Annotated in this window: 14 protein-coding genes; 5 read left to right on the top strand and 9 right to left on the bottom strand. The window is 42.5% G+C overall.

What is annotated here, in order from left to right; all coding sequences use genetic code 11:
- Positions 1-183 precede the first annotated feature (183 nt).
- The 3 genes from AAH582_RS19185 to AAH582_RS19175 are packed head-to-tail and all read left to right on the top strand — an operon-like array spanning position 184 to position 4,099.
- Entirely contained in the window at positions 184-1,461 is a 1,278-nt protein-coding gene (locus tag AAH582_RS19185; protein ID WP_343319726.1) for a TolC family protein, read from the top strand.
- Positions 1,461-2,522 carry an HlyD family secretion protein gene (locus AAH582_RS19180; RefSeq protein ID WP_343319724.1) on the top strand — a complete coding sequence of 354 codons (1,062 nt, stop codon included), beginning with the start codon at positions 1,461-1,463 and terminating at the stop codon, positions 2,520-2,522. Before AAH582_RS19185 ends, AAH582_RS19180 begins: the two co-directional genes overlap by 1 nt.
- On the top strand, positions 2,522-4,099 hold the full coding sequence (locus AAH582_RS19175; protein WP_343319722.1) for a hypothetical protein: 1,578 nt from the start codon (positions 2,522-2,524) through the stop codon (positions 4,097-4,099). The genes AAH582_RS19180 and AAH582_RS19175 overlap by 1 nt, the downstream gene beginning before the upstream one ends.
- On the opposite strand, the gene AAH582_RS19170 is transcribed toward AAH582_RS19175, so the two are convergent.
- From AAH582_RS19170 to AAH582_RS19140, 7 genes are all read right to left on the bottom strand, one after another.
- Complete coding sequence (locus AAH582_RS19170; protein WP_343319720.1) at positions 4,096-5,412, bottom strand: TolC family protein; 1,317 nt, start codon at positions 5,410-5,412, stop codon at positions 4,096-4,098. The genes AAH582_RS19175 and AAH582_RS19170 overlap by 4 nt on opposite strands.
- A gap of 251 nt (positions 5,413-5,663) precedes the next feature.
- Positions 5,664-8,762: an efflux RND transporter permease subunit gene (locus AAH582_RS19165; protein WP_343319718.1), complete on the bottom strand. Its 3,099-nt coding sequence runs from the start codon at positions 8,760-8,762 to the stop codon at positions 5,664-5,666.
- A 35-nt stretch (positions 8,763-8,797) separates the two neighbouring features.
- Positions 8,798-9,898 carry an efflux RND transporter periplasmic adaptor subunit gene (locus tag AAH582_RS19160; protein WP_343319716.1) on the bottom strand — a complete coding sequence of 367 codons (1,101 nt, stop codon included), beginning with the start codon at positions 9,896-9,898 and terminating at the stop codon, positions 8,798-8,800.
- 113 nt (positions 9,899-10,011) lie between these two features.
- A complete protein-coding gene (locus tag AAH582_RS19155; protein WP_343319715.1) occupies positions 10,012-11,388 on the bottom strand; it encodes a HAMP domain-containing sensor histidine kinase in 1,377 nt (458 codons plus the stop codon).
- Positions 11,388-12,068 (bottom strand): response regulator transcription factor, encoded by a 681-nt coding sequence (locus AAH582_RS19150; protein WP_286842251.1) that lies wholly within the window; start codon positions 12,066-12,068, stop codon positions 11,388-11,390. Before AAH582_RS19150 ends, AAH582_RS19155 begins: the two co-directional genes overlap by 1 nt.
- A gap of 152 nt (positions 12,069-12,220) precedes the next feature.
- Positions 12,221-13,507: a sensor histidine kinase gene (locus tag AAH582_RS19145; RefSeq protein WP_343319712.1), complete on the bottom strand. Its 1,287-nt coding sequence runs from the start codon at positions 13,505-13,507 to the stop codon at positions 12,221-12,223.
- Positions 13,508-13,516: 9 nt separating this feature from the next.
- Positions 13,517-14,191, bottom strand: coding sequence for a response regulator transcription factor (locus AAH582_RS19140; protein ID WP_046675026.1), 675 nt, complete (start codon positions 14,189-14,191; stop codon positions 13,517-13,519).
- A 162-nt stretch (positions 14,192-14,353) separates the two neighbouring features.
- On the opposite strand from AAH582_RS19140, the gene AAH582_RS19135 reads away from it, so the two are divergent.
- Positions 14,354-14,878: a DinB family protein gene (locus AAH582_RS19135; RefSeq protein ID WP_046675027.1), complete on the top strand. Its 525-nt coding sequence runs from the start codon at positions 14,354-14,356 to the stop codon at positions 14,876-14,878.
- Between the two features lie 122 nt (positions 14,879-15,000).
- Here AAH582_RS19135 and AAH582_RS19130 read toward each other — a convergent pair whose 3' ends face one another.
- Positions 15,001-15,750, bottom strand: coding sequence for a hypothetical protein (locus AAH582_RS19130; RefSeq protein ID WP_343319709.1), 750 nt, complete (start codon positions 15,748-15,750; stop codon positions 15,001-15,003).
- Between the two features lie 231 nt (positions 15,751-15,981).
- Between AAH582_RS19130 and AAH582_RS19125 the strand changes: the two genes are divergently transcribed.
- Complete coding sequence (locus tag AAH582_RS19125) at positions 15,982-17,103, top strand: serine hydrolase domain-containing protein (protein WP_343319707.1); 1,122 nt, start codon at positions 15,982-15,984, stop codon at positions 17,101-17,103.
- A 106-nt stretch (positions 17,104-17,209) separates the two neighbouring features.
- Here AAH582_RS19125 and AAH582_RS19120 read toward each other — a convergent pair whose 3' ends face one another.
- The gene (locus AAH582_RS19120; RefSeq protein WP_046675029.1) at positions 17,210-18,106 is read right to left on the bottom strand and encodes a 3-hydroxyacyl-CoA dehydrogenase; all 897 of its coding nucleotides are present in this window, start codon (positions 18,104-18,106) and stop codon (positions 17,210-17,212) included.
- Between the last annotated feature and the right edge of the window lie 36 nt (positions 18,107-18,142).

The following is an 18,142-nucleotide window of genomic DNA, read 5'->3' as shown; positions in this document are numbered from 1 at the left end:
CAAACCCTATTTGGCAGATATTGGTCTTTTGCTTGAATTGATGAAAAAATGTCTTTTTTCCGTAACATATTGGCGTTTGTGAAGAAATCCAAGTTGTAATAAGTGTCTAAGTTTGCAACGCAAAAAAATAATAGAGCACACGTGAACTTTTTTCCTCCCTATTGGGCAAAAGGAATACTAACTATGGGATTGTTAGTATTCACTATTTCGGACACCTTCGCCCTCGATTCTTTGCGTATGTCGCTGAAAGACATGATCGACAAAGCACTACAGAACAGTAAATACGTCGAGCAGTCCTATTTGCAGCTCAAAGAAAGTGAGGTGGCAGTCCAGCAGCAACGCATGGAACTGCTGCCCAAAATCTCCGCCAGAGCTTCTGCCAGTTATGCGAGTAATATGCCTGTTTATGATCAAGGCCTTTTAAATAAACCCGCCCAGCATGATATCATTCATTACTTGTACGATAGCGGTTTGGATTTTTATCTGAATCTCTACAATGGGCATCGCGATCTGATGAAAATTGAGTCCAAAAAATTGGAAAATGAGCTGGCCCGGATCGATTGGAAGAATGCTGCGGCGCAGACGAAATTGGAGGTTTGCAATCTTTTTTTGGATTTGGAACTGTCGTATAGTAATAAATCTTTAATCGAGCAGGATATTGCTGATCAACGGGTACAACTCCAGGAGATTGAACATCTGTATACGGCGGGTGTTGTCTTGCACAGTGACGTTTTGCGTATTTCGTTAGAACTTTCGAAACGGGAACTGTTGCTCGTTCAGATCGGTCATGATATTCAGGCTGCAAATCAGAAACTGCAGCTTATTGGAGGTATTACAGCGGAGATTATCCCCTTGAGCGAGCCTTTTAAAGTGGAAAACCCCAGTTATGAAACGCTTGTTGCCGAAGCACGAAGCCATGCTTTTTCCCTCCAAAAATCCGAACAGGAAGTTGTTTTGAAGAAATTATCAGTCAAACAGGCCCGATCAAATTATCTTCCTGAATTGGGGTTGACCAGCACATTTACCTTTGCCAATCCCCAGGTTTTCCTTTATCCCTATAACCCCAGCTGGTATAATCTGAGTATTACAGGGCTTAAATTAAACATACCAATATCAGCTATTTATCTCAATAGGAATGTGGTGCGCGGAGCACAAATAGCCCTGGACCGGCAACAGGTGAAACACCATCATGAGGAGGAAATTCTGGAAAATCAGTTGTTACAGGCGCTCTTGGATTATCAATTGGCGATCAAGCAGCAGGACGTCTGCCAAAACAATAAGGCACTGGCACTGGAAAATGCACGGATTATAAAGAACAGGTATTTTAAATCATCGGCGCTGATTACAGATCTTCTAGATGCGGATATGCAATACTTAAAAACACTTTTTGATCTTGAAACCGCACATATTGCGCTACAGAAACATTATTATTTTATCGAATTTTTGAAGGGTACTATCTAATGAAACCTAAATCACGCAGAACAGTTGTGGAAGCACAACTCACTCGAATCACCAACTGGTTGGCCGCAATTGTCTTGTTGGCATTATTGTTATGGGGCGCTAACACCTTATGGATGCGCGTGCGGTATACCTACACCAATGATGCGCAAGTAACACAGTACATCAATCCCATTGTTTCCCGCGTAGGAGGTTATGTGGTTTCCGTGCATTATCACGATCATCAATTGGTTAAACGAGGTGATACCCTATTGCTTATTGATAATAAGGAATATAAATATGAGGCGGATCAGGTAGCTGCATCCGTCAATAAGGAAGCAGCAGAGATCAATGTTCTTCATAGTCAAAAAGAAATCCTCCAGGCAGAGCATGAATCTTTGCGGACATCCATTGCTGCTGGTGAGGCACGTGTAACGAAACAACAATTGGAGTATGATCGATACAATTACCTGTTTCAAGAAAAGTCTGCAACAGCACAGCAACTGGAGGATGTAAAAGCGACTTTGGATGTCTACAAGAGTGAACTGGCTTCGTTAAAACATAAATTGCAGGCTTCACAGGAAAGGGTGCACGATGTGGACATGAAAAAAGGTGTCGTTGATGCCGAGCGCGTTCGTTTGACTGCAGCTGTTGGCCGCAAGCGGCTTGATGTTGGGTATACCGTTATTCGCGCACCCTACGATGGGCAGATTGGCAAACGCACCATTGAAAAAGGTCAAATGATAAGTGCTGGTGAAGTTTTGGGCTTTATCGTCAATAGAGAAACCCCAACCTGGGTGACGGCTAATTTTAAGGAAACGCAACTGCGCTATTTGCATCTTGGCAATAGGGTGGAGGTGGTGGCGGATGCCTATCCGGATCAGAAATTTTATGGCAAAATTATTTCCATCTCCCCGGCTACAGGATCAGCTTTCTCCCTTTTACCGCCAGATAATGCAACGGGCAACTTTGTGAAGATTGTACAACGCGTACCTGTTCGCATTGAGCTGGATAAGCAAAGGGGAGCTCAACAGCTTCTTTCGGGAATGAATGTAAATGTCTCGGTATCAAAAAAACAGCCATAGTGAAAGGTATTTTTAAGGAGTGGGTGCCGGAGTGGTTGATCAAGCTTATCCTGTTCAGCAGTTTAATGCCAAGTATGGTCTTATTTTTCCTGCCGGGGGCCAATACAAATGTCACTGCTGGATTTTATGGGGCGCAACCCAGTGACATCCAGTTTCTGATCATTTTGTTTTATGCAGGTTTTGTCGGATTCTACGTGTTGGAACGACGCTTTTTTTTATACTTTCCCATTAAGCAATACTATATTATCTTTCATCTGCTACAGCTATTGAATTGCTTTTTGATGTACAGTATCAGGGATATCAGCTGGGTATATGGACTGCGTTTTTTTCAAGGAATGTTGTTTGCTTCTGCCGTAAACTTATCGATCTCCATGATATTTTCCAGGTTGAAAAGTGATCGGGCCAAGGAAGTGAGTTACGCTGTCTTTTTCGGCTTACTATTATGTAGCTCGCCTTTTAATACATTCGTTACGGCTGAATTTATCGATTCATTCAATTTTGATCAGCTCTATCTATACGCTGCATTATCATTTGTACCGGGTTTATTGCTCATTATGCTAACGATGCGCTCCATACGGCATATACGTCCTTACCCCTTATTTTCATTAGACTGGGCAAGCTGTATTTTCTATAGCCTTGTGATCGTCAGTTTTGGCTATCTAATGGTGTATGGACAGGAAGTGTATTGGTTTAACGATCAGCAGCTACTTATTGTATTTGCGCTGGGGATGACGCTGCTTATTCTTTTTATTGTTCGACAAATGGTTCTCAAACGTGTTTATGTGCATTTAGCGATTTTTAAAAACAGAAATTTTCTCTTGGGACTGTTGATTTTGTATATGATGTATATCGAGCGCTTCTCCCTGACCATCTCAAATCAATATCTCGTACAGGTTATTCAACTTGATCCCATTCATTTGTCCTATATCCAATGGTTTAATATTGCTGGTATTGTCGCCGGTGTACTGGGCTCATTGTATTGGATGCTTGGGCAACGTCCCGTAAAATGGATTTGGATTCTGGGCTTCTGTTGCTTGCTGCTGTTTCACCAATGGATGTTTTTCTCCTTTGAGGGGCAGGGTAATGATGCGCATTTTTGGATACCATTAGTTTTACATGGACTCGGAGTTGGGCTTATTATGGTACCGACCATCTTATTTTGCATTACCAGTGTTAGTCCTCAATTGGGCGCTTCTGCAGCAGCGATCTGTCTCGCTATCCGGTACTTGGGCTACACGAGCAGTATCGGTTTACAGAATTTTTTCAAGTTGTTTGAACATGCCCAGCACCAGCAGGTGTTTAGGGACCAAACGGAAGTGGGCAATCCCTTATTTCGGGAGTACCTGCAGCAGGAATCTGTCAGCATTTTGCAGCATGGACTGCAGTATAAGGAACATACCGCGGCTTTAAAGCTCGTTGCTGAGCGGATCAAGATCCAATCTTTTGTGCGTTATGCCATGGATTATTATGAGATCATGTCCATGATCAGTATCAGCATACTTTTGCTGATACTGATCTCGCCTTCCTTGAAAAGCATGTATAAGAAACTAGGAAAAAATAGAATTTCTCCAGCTTAGATCTCCTGAATATCCCATATTCCAGCTGTACGTTGGAGTTCGACCAAGGCGATCGCATAGTTGTAACGGGCTTCATAATAGCTAAGCTGGGTTTCATTGTAGGTCCGTTGGGCATTTAAAACTTCCAGTAGGGATGTATCGCCTCTTTTATAGCTGTAAACCTTTCCTGCTAAAATTGCCTTTGCTTCCGATAGCATAGCGCTGTCAAATAGCTGTACCTGTTTTTGAGCGGCCTGGTAGGAGAGGAACGCTTGCGTAACTTCGATCTGAATGCGTAGGAGGACTTCCTGATAGGCAATCTCATCTTGATCGATCTTAAATTTTGCAGCTTTCAGATCACCTGTGTTAAAATTCGAGAACTTGAGCGGAATGGAGATGCCTGCATTTACAGCTGTAAACTGGGGCGTTGGGGCGGTTTCATTTCGCGCTTCACCATTATAGGTGACGCCGACTGAAAGCCCGAGATCTATTATCCGATTGGCTTGGGCCAATTGGAGCAGGCGTTTTGAAAGCTGTTTATTTTGCAGGGCAACTTTTAGATCGCTGCGGTCATTTTGGGCTACTCTAACCAGTTCATCTAAGTGGTAGGTACGGTCCAAATGGTTGAAAGCATCCAGGGATAACACCGTTGTCGTGACGGAGCTATCTGCCATAAACAGGGAGAGGTTTGCAAGGGCGGATTTCCAGGTAGCTTCTGTTGCCAGCAACGTATTGTGCATATTGGCGGCTTCCAGTTTAGATTGACGGAAATTAATTTCAGGGATGCTCCCCAATTGATACCGAATACTATCCGATATGGCCAATTGCCTAAGTTGCTGATAGGAATTTTGGTTTATTTTCAGCAGGAATGCCTGCTGCTTTGCTGTCAAAAATGCAAGTGTAGCGTCGGCACGTAAATTTCGGAAATAGTCTGCGAGCAGTAAACGGGTTACTTCGGCTTCATCTTTGGCCAGGTTTATCCGTGCTTTTCGTTTAGTCCCCAGCTCCAGTGTCCATGCAATTCCCGCATTATAGCCCCGGCCAAGCTGCTTTGTACGTTCACTATTATCAAAAATACCCATACTAAATTCAGGATCTGGAAATACCCTGGCGCTAATGATATTGGCTTCAGCAATGCTGAGGTTGAATTTTTCGGCGGCGTAGCCCAGATTATTTTTAGCGACTGTATGGATGAATTTTGAATAGTCGAGTTGCTGCCCTGTCACTTCTGACACGCTGCTATTCCTATCCTGAGCGATTGCTGTATGGTATAGCGCGAGTATAAAAAGAAAAAAGGTAAAGCTTTTCTTTGTTAAAATATGTTGCTTGTTCATGATCATCGACGTGTTTTGAATGTTCTGTTTTAATGATTCTTTTATTAAAGTACGAGGGCGCTCCTTGACATATGAAATAAGTAGCCCGGGCTATTCGTAAGCGCATTCCGTTTGGCCCCCTGCTTCCTGACTAGCGTGGACCTTCAGCGGATGTGATTGCTGTATAGGGTTGGTTGAAGCCTTTTTAATGTTCAGGTTGAATCCATTCGAAACAGCTTGCTTTCTGCTGTTTCGAATGGTTGAATTTGTATTTATTCTACAGGGGCTTTTTGTGTGGTGCTATTACGTTCTAAAAGATAATAGAGCGGGGGGAGCACAAATAGTGTCAGGATAGTCGAAAATAGCAGACCATAGACAATTACTGTTGCCAAGGGGCGCTGAACATCCGATCCGATCCCTGTTGCCAGCGAAGCCGGAAGCAAACCAAGTATGGCCACTGTGGCGGTCATCAAAACGGGACGAAAACGACTAAAAGCGCCTTGTGTTACAGCTTTATGTAGGGATAATCCATTTTTGCGTAATACATTCATCTGTGAAAGCATCAAGACACCGTTTTGTATGGCGACACCGAATAAGGCAATAAAACCGACTGCCGACGACACGTTGAGCGTCATGCCACGAACATGGAGCGCGAGCATTCCGCCAAAAAGTGCCAACGGTACGATGCCCATTAAAATACCTGCCTGTCTAAATGAACCAAATGTGCCGTACAACAAGATAAATATAATGGCCAATGTCAATGGGACGATAATGGCAAGCCGGCTGTAAGCGCGCTGCTGATTTTCAAATTGTCCGCCCCATTTTAACCTGATTTTATGTGGGTCATAGGATATATTCTTGGCAATGGCCTGCTGTGCTTCGGTGAGGAATGTCCCTAGATCGCGACCACGGACATTTAAACGAACCGTCAATTGGCGATTGTTGCGCTCGCGCGAAATCATACTTTCTCCCGTATTAAGTTTAATGGTTGCCACCTGAGCTAGTGGGATACGGTTTCCATTTTCGGGATACAGCATTAAGTTGCCAATTTTTTCGGGTGAATTCCTGTTTTCCTCCGGATATTGACAGGTAATATCATACACTTTGATTCCTTGATAGACCTGGGCAACGGCTTTTCCGCCGATAGCAATCTGAATTAGGTCGGTCACGTCAGCAATGTTCAATCCGTATTGTGCTATTTTATCGCGATCGGCGATAATTTGCAACTGGGGGAGTGGTGGCTCCTGATCAATGGCCAGATCGACGGCTCCCTTCACGTGTTGGAGCGTCGTGATAAGTTCCTCGGCGACCCTGCGGTTTTCTCTTAAATCATCACCGAATATTTTGACAACGAGCTCACTATGGGCGCCAGCGATTTTGTCCATGACACCGTCGATCATGGGTTGGGAAAAAGCAACATTGAATCCGGGCATTTTCGCATATGTTGCAGCAAGTTCATTGATCAGGTCTTCCTTGGTTTTGCCCCACTTCCATGTTGTGTAGGGTTTTAATCCCACACTAACTTCGAAATGAGAGGGCGTCCAGGCGTCGGTACCATCGTCATTACGTCCCGCCTGAACCATGACATAGGAGATCTCTTCGTATTGAAGTGTGCGAGCACGTAGGGTATCACTCATTTCTTTGGACTTTTCAACCGTGATGCCGGGGGGCAGCGAAACCTGAAGCCAGATTGAACCTTCATCCAATGTGGGAAGAAAGTCCTTGCCAACGGAGGCGGTGAGCAAACCTGTGGCCAGTAATACGATGACCAATGGAATAAAAACTCTTTTGGGAGCCCGCATAACCTTTTCTATCGCGGATTGATAAGCAACAGTCAATTTTGCCAACCATTTGATGTGGACTATTTTTTGGGGTTTGCGATAGATCAAATAGGCCAACCCGGGTATAAGTACAAGAGCGACAGCGAAGGCACCGAAGAGGGCATAGCCTACGGTATAGGCCATCGGCGTAAAAAGTTTCTTCTCGACACGTTCAAATGCAAATAAAGGAAGGTAGGCTGTAATAATAATCAGCGTCGCAAAGAATATGGGTTTGGCAACTTCAGCAATTTTCTGTGCGACGGTTTTTTCCTGCAGGAGACTTTCCGGTTCATCCTCCCTTTTTTTAAGAATGGTTTCGAGTATAACGATGGCGCCATCCACGATAATCCCAAAATCAATTGCCCCTAAGGAAAGCAAATTGGCGGGAATATGGGTGAAATGCATCAGAATAAAGGCAATCAGCAGGGACAATGGAATTGTGATGGCCACCAGGAGTGCGCCACGCCAGCTGCCCAGAAAAATAATGAGGACAAAAATAACCAGCATCATGCCTTCCAGGAGGGTTTTGGAAACAGTATGTAGTGTGTTGTCAACTAAGCTTGTTCTATCAAGCACAACATGTACTTTTACACCCTCAGGAAGAATGTTGTCATTTAGTTCGCGGACCGTTGCATTTACACCCGCCAAAACAGCAGAAGGATTCTCATTTTTTAATAGCAGGACAATCCCTTCGATGTTATCCGAGTAATTGGCCCCACGTTTATCCGAGTATCCTAGGGCACCTTTACGCGCTAGATTTCCAAGTTTGATCTGACCGATGTCACGCATATAGATGCGGTTCCCGTTGGTGGATTTTACGACGATGTTGCCCAAATCATCCAATGTCTTGACCAGACCGATGCCACGGATGACATACGATTGATCCCCACGGTTCATCACACTGCCACCGGCATTGGCATTATTGCTTTCGATCTTGGCGACAACTTCGGCAAGCGAAATTTCGTATTGATCAAGCTTTTTGGGATCCAGTTCCACCTGGAACTGTGTGGTAATTCCACCAAAATTGGTTACATCAGCAACGCCCGAAACTTGTTTAATTTTGGGAATAATGACAAAATTTTGGAGATCCGTCAACTGTCGTAAATCGTGGGTTTTACTTTCAAGAATATAACGGAAGATCTCACCTGTAGGTGAAGTCAGGGGGTCCAATCCAGGACTGGCACCATAGGGAAGGGCTAAATCAGCAAGACGCTCCTGTATGCGGGCTCTCGCCCAATAATCTTCAACACCATCTTTGAAGACAATCGTGACCATGGATAAGCCAAAAGTCGTTTTACTGCGCATCACTTCCATTCCGGGCAAACCATTGATGGCCTGCTCGATGGGGATGGTGATCTGTTGTTCCATTTCTTCGGCAGCCAAGCCCTGTACCTGGGTTACGATCTGTGACGATACATCAGCTATATCGGGATAGGCTTCAATCGAAAGTTGTCGCCAGGCATAATAACCGAAGAACCCGATCAATAGAAAGGATGCGGCGATCACCCATCTCTTTGCAATGATATGGCCAATGAATTGTTTAATATTCATGTGTTTCTATTTTAAAAGTTGAAAGCCTGAGCCTATTACAGGCTGGGTGTTAAATAAAAGGCACCTTCACCAACAATCTGTTCCTGCGGAAGCAGGCCGGTTAAAATCTGGATTGCATCACCTTCTGTTACCCCAGTGGTGACATAGCGCTTGACGAAGGTATTGGAGGATGTTTTGACCCAAACAAAACTCTTATCGTTAAATTGAAATACAGCTTTTGCCGGAATAAAAAGTGTCGAAGTCATACGCTGTTCGAATTCGGCATTGACATACATCCCTGGTTTTAATGTACGGTCGGTATTTTCGCATGCAATGAGGACTTCAATATTTCGGCTTGATTCGTCGACAAATTGATTGATATGAATAATTTTCCCCTGTATTTTTTTATCGGGGATAGCATCTGTACGAATGTCAACATGCGTAAGTTGATTGATGGCCGGCAGGTCTTTTTCTTTGATGTAGGCCGATACCCAGACCTTTGACAATTCAGCAATGCGGAGCAATGCTGGAGCGTCTTCTTTCGTGTATTGACCAAGGACAATTGAACTACTTAAAATTTCCCCATGAATAGGTGAACGGACGAGGAGAGGCTGGCCGAGAACAATATTGGTCAGGTTGCTGTCGAATATTTTTAATGCAGCCCTGGCATTTCCAAGGGCTGCGTCGCTCATTGCAAAATTTGTTTCCGCTTCTTCGAGTTCTTTTTTGGTGCCAACACCATGCGTGATTAAATCTTTTTGGCGCTTTAACATATGTTCAGCAAGCATATAGGCTTGTTTGGCATCGAGATAGGCCCTTTGCGCCTCAAAATAGTCGGATGAACTAATTGAAAATAAAGGCGTGTTGATGGCTACTTTTTGACCAAGAGTCGTATGCGACTTGATTATCCGTCCAGCAAAAGGTACGGGAATCTCCACATAGCTGCTGGGAATAATCTTCACTGTAGCAGCTGCATTTAGTTTCAGCGCATGTTGTGCATTGGTCGTCGTAACAAATTTGAGCTTCGATAACAGGGACGTATTTTCACTGACGGTCACGGTGTCTCCAGCTGCGCTGATGGTCGGCGATTGGCTGGGACCTTCGGAAGACTGGCTGTTGCACGCATGCAGCAACAGCAGAACAGGGATCCAATTCATGTATTTCAAGGATTGGGTCGAATAGTTGATTGTACGGTTAATCATACCGCAAAACTATCCACCTGCTCCCGATATGCCGGTTAGAGAGGCTTTAGAAAAAAATTAGAATTTTATTAGAATAGGGAGCGATGTGGGATATCAATGCTAAAAACACTTCCAATACCTTTTGTCGACCGGACACCGATCTCGCCTTGGTGAAGAAGGACAATTTTTCGGGTGAGTGAAAGACCAATACCATTTCCTTCGCTATAGTCTTTGTTGTTGCCGCGATAAAAAGGCGTAAATATTTGGGGAAGATCGACCGGGTCAATGCCTATTCCGTCATCTTTAAATTCGAGGTGAATCCTACTTTCATCCGATTTGATGGCGATTAGACATTTTTGATTGGACGAAAATTTACAGGCGTTTTCAATGAGATTGACAAAGGCGACCTGCAATAGATATTCATTTGCATTGATGGATAGGAGTTTTTCATCTTCAATCGCTGGATCGACGAAAACGTCAAGTTTATAATGTGGATTTAACTGAAGAACCTGTTGGCATGCATCAATTAGTATTTCGTCAATGCGTAAGGTCCTAAACGCTATTTCGGAACTGTCGTAACTTGCTTTGGCAAAATCAAGCAAACTATTAAATAGTTTCTTAAGCTTCTGGGCATCATTTAGTGTATTGTCGATGACTGTTTTATACTCCACTATACTACGGTCCTTATTGGCAGAAATCTCGAGCTCTGCAATCATTGCGGCCAATGGGGTTCTGAGTTCATGTGAGATATTGGAAACAAAATGCTTTTGGGCATCAAAGGAGTTCTCGAGGCGGTCGAGCATCGCATTGAATGTACTGGCCAACTCGGCAAGCTCGTCTTTATTTCCGCTACTCGTAAGCCGGGCATCTAAGCTTGTCGCAGAAATGGTTTTTACGCGTTGTGTCATTTCCAGGATAGGTTGAAAGACCTTTTTGGAAAAGAATATTCCTGCTGCATAGATCAGAAATATAGCCAAGATGAAAACCAGAAGAATAGTCGACAACAGACTGTTTAGTTTATTGTAGCCATATTGGTCATAGGCAGCTGCAGTAATGAGGTAAGTTTTGTTTTTATACGGAAAGGTCATGCCAATGACTTGCCATTTATCCTGATAGAATTTTATTTCCTTATTTTTTAGAATATTCTGCAGCATGGCTGGTGTCTCTTTGACAAAATCAATATCTACGGCATCATGATATAAGAGGTCAAAACGGGTGTCGTAAATTGCAACCTCGACTTCGTTGAGAATTTTGCGGTTGTTGTGGTAGATATCTTCTAAGGTCTTTTTGTCAACTTTTGCATTCAAAAAAAGGTTTGCTTTGGTGTAAGCTTCTTTTTTCAAAAGGGCGTAAAATTCTTTTTCCCGATTCTCCACCGCTGAGAAATAGATTGTGCTGGCGAATATCAGCAATATTGTCGCTGTAATCAGCGTGTATAATATAGAGATTCGGGTTCTGATTCGCATTAGTCTTGTTTTAACATAAAACCCATTCCAGATTTGGTATGGATATATTTTGTCGCAAAATCTTTGTCGATTTTTTTACGTAGATAGTTGATGTAGACATCAATGAAGTTCGTCCCGGTATCAAAATGAGTTTCCCACACTTTTTCTGCAATTTCTGTTCTCGAAAGCACGCGTTCGGGATGTTGTAATAAATAATGGAGTAGTTTGAACTCCTTGGGTGTCAAATGGATTTCGGTATTATTCCTTTTGACATTTTTGGTATGGAGGTTCATTTCCAGATCACCATAACGCAAGATTGTTCCCGTGAGGGTATCTTGTTTTTGATATCTTTTGAGCAGGACCCTGATGCGGGCGAGCAGTTCGCGCATTTCAAAAGGCTTGACCAGATAGTCATCCGCTCCGGCGTCAAAACCCTCAATTTTATCATCTGTAGTTCCTAATGCCGTTAACATGATAATGGGAACATCGGGTTTGATATGACGAATTTCCTTGCAGAGATCCAATCCATCCATCTTAGGGAGCACGATATCGGTTATGATAAGATCAAAGTCGTGTTGTAACGCCATTTTCTTCCCAGATATGCCGTCGTAGGCAATAGCTGTCTGAAATTCATTTTCATCAAGTCCGCGTTTGATCAATCCTGCGACACGTACGTCATCTTCGACTAGGAGAATCTTCATATAAGGAAAAATGTTAAGGGCTTCGACGCATCGAAGTTTACCTGTTACACCAAATCATGGGCTATCCATGCATCGTTCAAACAAAAGTATCAAACTAAACTAAATTTACACGGATATGCAAATAAAACTTTCCAGGGAATACTTTTGGAATTTTAAAAATGAATGGAAAAAATATGCTGATTATTTTCAAAATGATAATCGACAGTCCAGCCCTGATACCTGGCGATTTCAGTTATAATTGCCAGCCCTAAACCACTGCCTTGGCTGTTTTTTGAGAGCTTGGAAAATCTCTTGAAGAGAAGTTTTTTATCTAAGGCTGTTGAACCGGGGTTATGTACCCTTAAAGCTGCTTGAGTCAGGTTTATCGCAATGGTATCATTGGCATCACTGTAACGTATGGCGTTTAGGAGTAGGTTGTTGATCAGGATTTCGGTCAGGCTACTATTTCCTGTAAGCAGGACCGAAGGCTCTATATCTTGTAGCAGCAGTAGGTTTTTTAGCTCAAAGTGCTCTTGCATGACTTCAATACACTGTGAAACCAGCCTGTCCATAGGAATACTTTCTGAGTGATCGAATTGACTATTATCTATCTTGGCAAGCAGCAGCAGATTGCGGTTGATTCGGCTACTGCGCGAAAGCGCTTTATGCATATCTTCAAAAAGTTGGTACTGCTCATTGCTTAGATCCGGAGATTGCAATAAGATATCTAACTTATTTTTTAGGATAGCCAACGGTGTTTGCAATTCATGTGAAGCATTTTCGGTGAATTCCTTTTGTGATCGGTATACGGCCAGGTTTTGTTCGAGAAGCTTAGACAGGGATTGATTGAGTTCGTGGAATTCTATCGTATCCGTTTGCTGAAAGCTAATCTGTTGTTGACTATTGAGATTAAATGCCTTTAACTTTTCAACCGTATCGCGAAATGGTTTCCAGAGGCGAAGTGATATTCTTCGGGAAAGAATAAGTAATCCAATGACTAAGATAACAAAGAAAAATAGCGTCGTCGCCGCGATAGCGGCGATAGTCTCTACAGATTCTTCAATATTTGTTTGTACAGTAAAGCGATAGGATACACCGTTGATCTGAATAACAGAAGACAGGCATCTAAATCGGTCAATTGTCTTTGGTTCGACAAAACGCTGTGGTTTTTCAATGGTATAAACACTATCTTGTAATAAATCACCCGGCCTCACTTTCTGTATGTTCGTTTCAGGTTGTATGCTATTCCATAAAGCAATGCTGGCTTGGAGCCTATCTTCAGACAGCTGTAATCTGTTGAGTTCGTAAGCTGTTTTTTTGACAATAATTTCGTTATGTTCGTCCAGCTCACTTTTCCATATACCGTCGATCACAAAATAATAAACGGGAATACTGACACCAAGTACGATCAATACATAGAGTAGAAAGGGGGTCGTTATTTTGCGGAGTAGGGGTTTCATCTCATTGATTTAATTTTCCCACTTGTAACCCGTACCGTATACTGTCTTAATATAGGGTTGGCTTCCGGCGTCCTGCAATTTCTTCTTTAGATTTTTGACATGGGCATACACAAAGTCATGGTTGTCGAGCATATCAGCAATGTCGCCAGACAGGTGTTCGGCCAAGGTGCTTTTGGAAATCACTTTATTTTTGTTGCCGATAAAAAACATGAGTAGATCGAATTCTTTTTTCGTCAGTACAATGGGCAGCTCATTGACGATCACCGTTTTTGCGAGGAGATCAATCTGTATTTCATTTTGTACAACAATATTTGCGCTGTTGAATTGTTTGCGACGTATAAGCGAATAGATTCGTGCTGTAAGTTCAGATAAGTGAAAAGGCTTGGTTAGATAATCGTCGGCTCCCAATTGTAGTCCGTGTATTTTGTCGTCCAAGGCATTTTTTGCAGAAATGATGATCACACCATCTTGCTTTCGCTGCGCCTTTAATTCTTCCAGCAATTTTAAACCATTTCCATCTGGTAGACCGATGTCCAGTAAGATACAATCGTACTGGTATAGCTGAATTTTGTCCAGAGCATCCTGCAAAGTTGGCGCAAATTCGCATAAATAGTGTTGTTCACTAAGATATGTTGCGATGCTTTTGGCCAGCTCCAATTCGTCTTCTATGATCAAAATCTTCATATCGTAAAGATAGAATTTCAATTTAGTAGAAATTTAGAATTTATTTCGCAATGATCTATCAATTTTGATCATTTTTATTTCTTGCCATACGACAAGTGTAAGCTCTTTTAAAACGTGTAATTTTATTCTAAATCAGATGTTTAATATAAAAATCAAAACGAAATGGATACACCGAAATCATTAAAATTGGAAATCATCATTCCTGCTTATCGAATGCACAGTCAAATTTTTTTGAATGCGTTGGATGGCATTTCGGAAGAGGATGCATTAAAACGAATTGATGGCCAGACCAACCATATCGTATGGATGGCGGGTAATTTTGTGAATGTGCGCTATGCCATGGCGCATGTGCTTGGCCTTCAGGAAAACGATCCATACCATGATCTGTTTTTTATGGGAAAGACACTCGATGAAAGTTATCACTATCCCAGTGTGCAGGAATTAAAAGAAAATTTTAAAGCGATATCACCAAAGGTCTATGCTGCGTTGCTTCAAGTGGATGATGCGAAGCTGGCTGAAATCTTTACGATCAATATGAATATTCCTTTTATTGAGGAGAATAAATTGAATTTTATTGGCATGTGTGTCGGGAGGGAAGATTATCTTGCCGGACAGATTGCCTTGATGCGAAGATTACTGCACTATCCGGGTATGAAATATGACGTTGACGAAGAGATCAAGTATTAAAAATTAAACTCAAGATCGATCTCAATTGATGCGATCGATCTTGAGTTTGCTATGCATTAACACCATCGTATAGCTTGTATGAGCTGAAAGGTTAATGCGGTAAGCATGCCCGAAGATAAGAACTATTCACTCCCTTTTATCGTTAAGATAACACCCGAATATTTATCGTGGTCTTTACCGATATAGAGCAGATCGACTTTTTTTGTCGCAGCGTCCTGAAGCTGTTTTTTCAATAGATTAAAATCCATTTTTTCAGTTTTTTCCTGCCACTCGTCGGTCGATTGAGGCTTGAATGAAGCGATATTCTTCATGTCAAAGAGTGCCGAGGAGGTATCGAGCTGCTTTGACCGATGTATAAAAACCGTATCCCCTATGATTTTATCGATCTTGATCCAACCCGCTGGAAGTCCGTCGATGCTGTTGCCTTCCTGATCGGTAAAAAATGTTGCACCATAAAGCTGGCCGGCTTTTAATTGCTTCAACTGATCAATCATTTGGCCGACCTCTTTTTCCCGCTGTTGATTTCCCAATTTATTCTTGACGCCATAAATGACTGCCCAGATTAGAATTGCCGCAGCGACAATTAGGAAGCCCTTCCATAACTGGAAATAGGGGATGCTATACTGACTTTTGAACGATTTGATCTCCGCTTTTAATTCATCTGAATAATTGCGCGCGTGAATCAATTTACCCTGCTCGTCATACAGTCGAGAAAGTTTGACAAATCCACCACCGAAAGGTAAGCCAATAAACCGCCGGGCTGGGGTAATAATCTGTAAGGTGAAGGTTCTTGGCGCGTTTTCTTTTTTTAATGTTGTTGTAACACTTTTTTCTGCTAATACAAAGTCGTAGATACTGTAAATAAAAAACATAGTCTGTTGTGATTTTAATAAAAAACTGGCGGAAGGATCCTGTGCCAATTGGACTTCATGAGAAATGAAGCTTGAAAGCAAAAATAAAAGAAATAAATAAAAATGTACAAAAAAGAGCCAAGCATTGCCGTAAAATAGCGATTTTTGAAGATCAGCGAGCTGGACTTCACATTGACGGATGTACCTTTTTCGAGCTGCTAACAATATAAACCGAAATGTGCCTTAAAAAATATGAGGAACTTAAAATTGAGCTTTATTTTGATCTGTGTAACAAGTATGGTTATGGGACAAAAAATTGATAAGTCAAAATTGGATAACAGCATTGCAGGCTATTACAACGAACAGACTGCGCCAGGCGTCGCTTGTGCCATTAGTCAACATGGTGCTATCGTCTATCGCTATGCCATTGGGCAGGCTGATTTGACCGAAAAACGTGCGATTACAGCCAGTTCGCATTTTCGTTTGGCCTCTGTGAGCAAGCAAATAACTGCGCAGGCGATCTATGCTTTAGTGCTTCAAAAGCGTTTAAAACTGGAGGATCAATTGTCCCTTTTTTTTGAAGATCTCCCCATTGCGTTGAAAGATATTACGGTTGCCCAACTTCTGCAACATACATCGGGTATTTGGGATTATGAGGAATTGATACCAAAAGAAAGGAAAGACCAAGTGTCGGATAAAGATGTGCTGAAGTATGTCAGGCAGACTGATCGTTTGTATTTTCCTTCGGGAAGTCAATTTCGCTATAGCAATACGGGATATTGTCTATTGTCTCTAATTGTTGAAAGGGTGGCTAAACAGTCCTTTGCATCCTTTGTCAAAGGCCAATTGTTTGAACCCATAGGCATTATCAAGGGAATGGTTTATACACCCGGTGATACAGTGGAAGAGCGAGCATATGGTTATCATCCAGGGAAAAATTTCTATCTGTTTGCCGATCAGAGTGTGACCAGTGCGACACAGGGTGATGGCGGTGTTTACTTATCTGCCGATGAGTATCATGCATGGGCGAATTTTTTAATAAAAGACAGGTTACAACAGCCGGAACTGAAACAATTGTTAGCCCAAAACGCGATGCCGGTAAAGGATGGAATATCCTATCATTTGGGATGGTTTATACAGCATCTTGGCGATCATACAATCTTGTTTCATTCGGGTGAATCTACCGGATTTCACAATATGGTCTATATTGACGTTCAGAAAGATCTGGTGATTTCGTTTTTTAGTAACCGCGATGATTTTATGATCGGTGAAGCCTTCGACGCCATTCTTAAAACACTGGGCATCAATAAACCGGTATTGAATGAACAGCATCGCTCAACTTTTGCATGGCTGAATGCTGTTTATGCCAATTAGCAGAGGAGTCCATGTCCCATCCGTTAATCGCAGGCACTATAACGGACGTTAGAACCAAAAAATCGCCCAAGATGTATGTTGGGACGATTTGTTGCTTAAAGCCGACTTACTTTAAGAAGTCAGGCGATTGATACGTGGGGTTGGGGTAGGTATAGAACCCCTCTCCAGTAGCGACGCCTAATTTGTTTTTGTCTATAAAATGTTCTTTTAGATAGGCCACTGTTTTAATCTTTACAGGGTCATTTGTTGCCTCAGCACTCATTTTGTTGATATTATACGCTGTCGTGATTCCTACAATATCGAGTATCCCAAAGGGACCAGTTGGAGCTCCGGTGGCAACCATCCAGGTTTTGTCGATTGTCTCCGCATCAGCTACTTCGTTGACCAAAAGATCCGTTGCTGCGGAAAGTAAGGGAACAAGCAAGGAGTTTACAATATAACCAGGCTGTTCTTTATGCAGCGGGAGTGCAACCATGCCAATCGATTTTGCAAAATTTACAACCTGCTCAAATACCGCTTTGTCTGTCCCTGGATGGCCCATAATTTCGGCCGTATTGTGCTTCCAGATTTCGTTGGCAAAGTGCAATGCCAGGAACTTCTCGGGACGACCGGTCTCTTGGGCAAATTGACTTGGTAGTAAGGTTGAGGAGTTTGTGGCGAAAATGGTTTTCTCCGGTGCGACTTTGGCCAGCTCTTGGTAGAAGCCAATTTTAATAGCGGGGTTTTCGGGAACGGCTTCGATCAGAAGATCTGCTTTTGCTACAGCCGATGCAAGATCTGAACTATAGCTGAGTCTATCGAAAGTCGCAGCCAGTTGTTCTTTACTCGCCTGTAGATCTTTTTCGAATGCCTGCGCTAAAATATCAAATTTTGCGGCAGCTTTTTTTAATACATCGTCGCTGATGTCATACACGGTGACATGATAGCCATGAAAGGCTGTTTGGAAAGCGATTTGATAACCTAAAACGCCACTTCCAGCTATCGTTATATTTTTAAAGTCCATGATGTTATTGTTTTTTCAATTCGTAAAAACCTGCAC

Source organism: Sphingobacterium multivorum (assembly GCF_039511225.1).
Lineage (GTDB): Bacteria > Bacteroidota > Bacteroidia > Sphingobacteriales > Sphingobacteriaceae > Sphingobacterium.
This window is presented reverse-complemented; position numbering and strand designations above follow the sequence as displayed.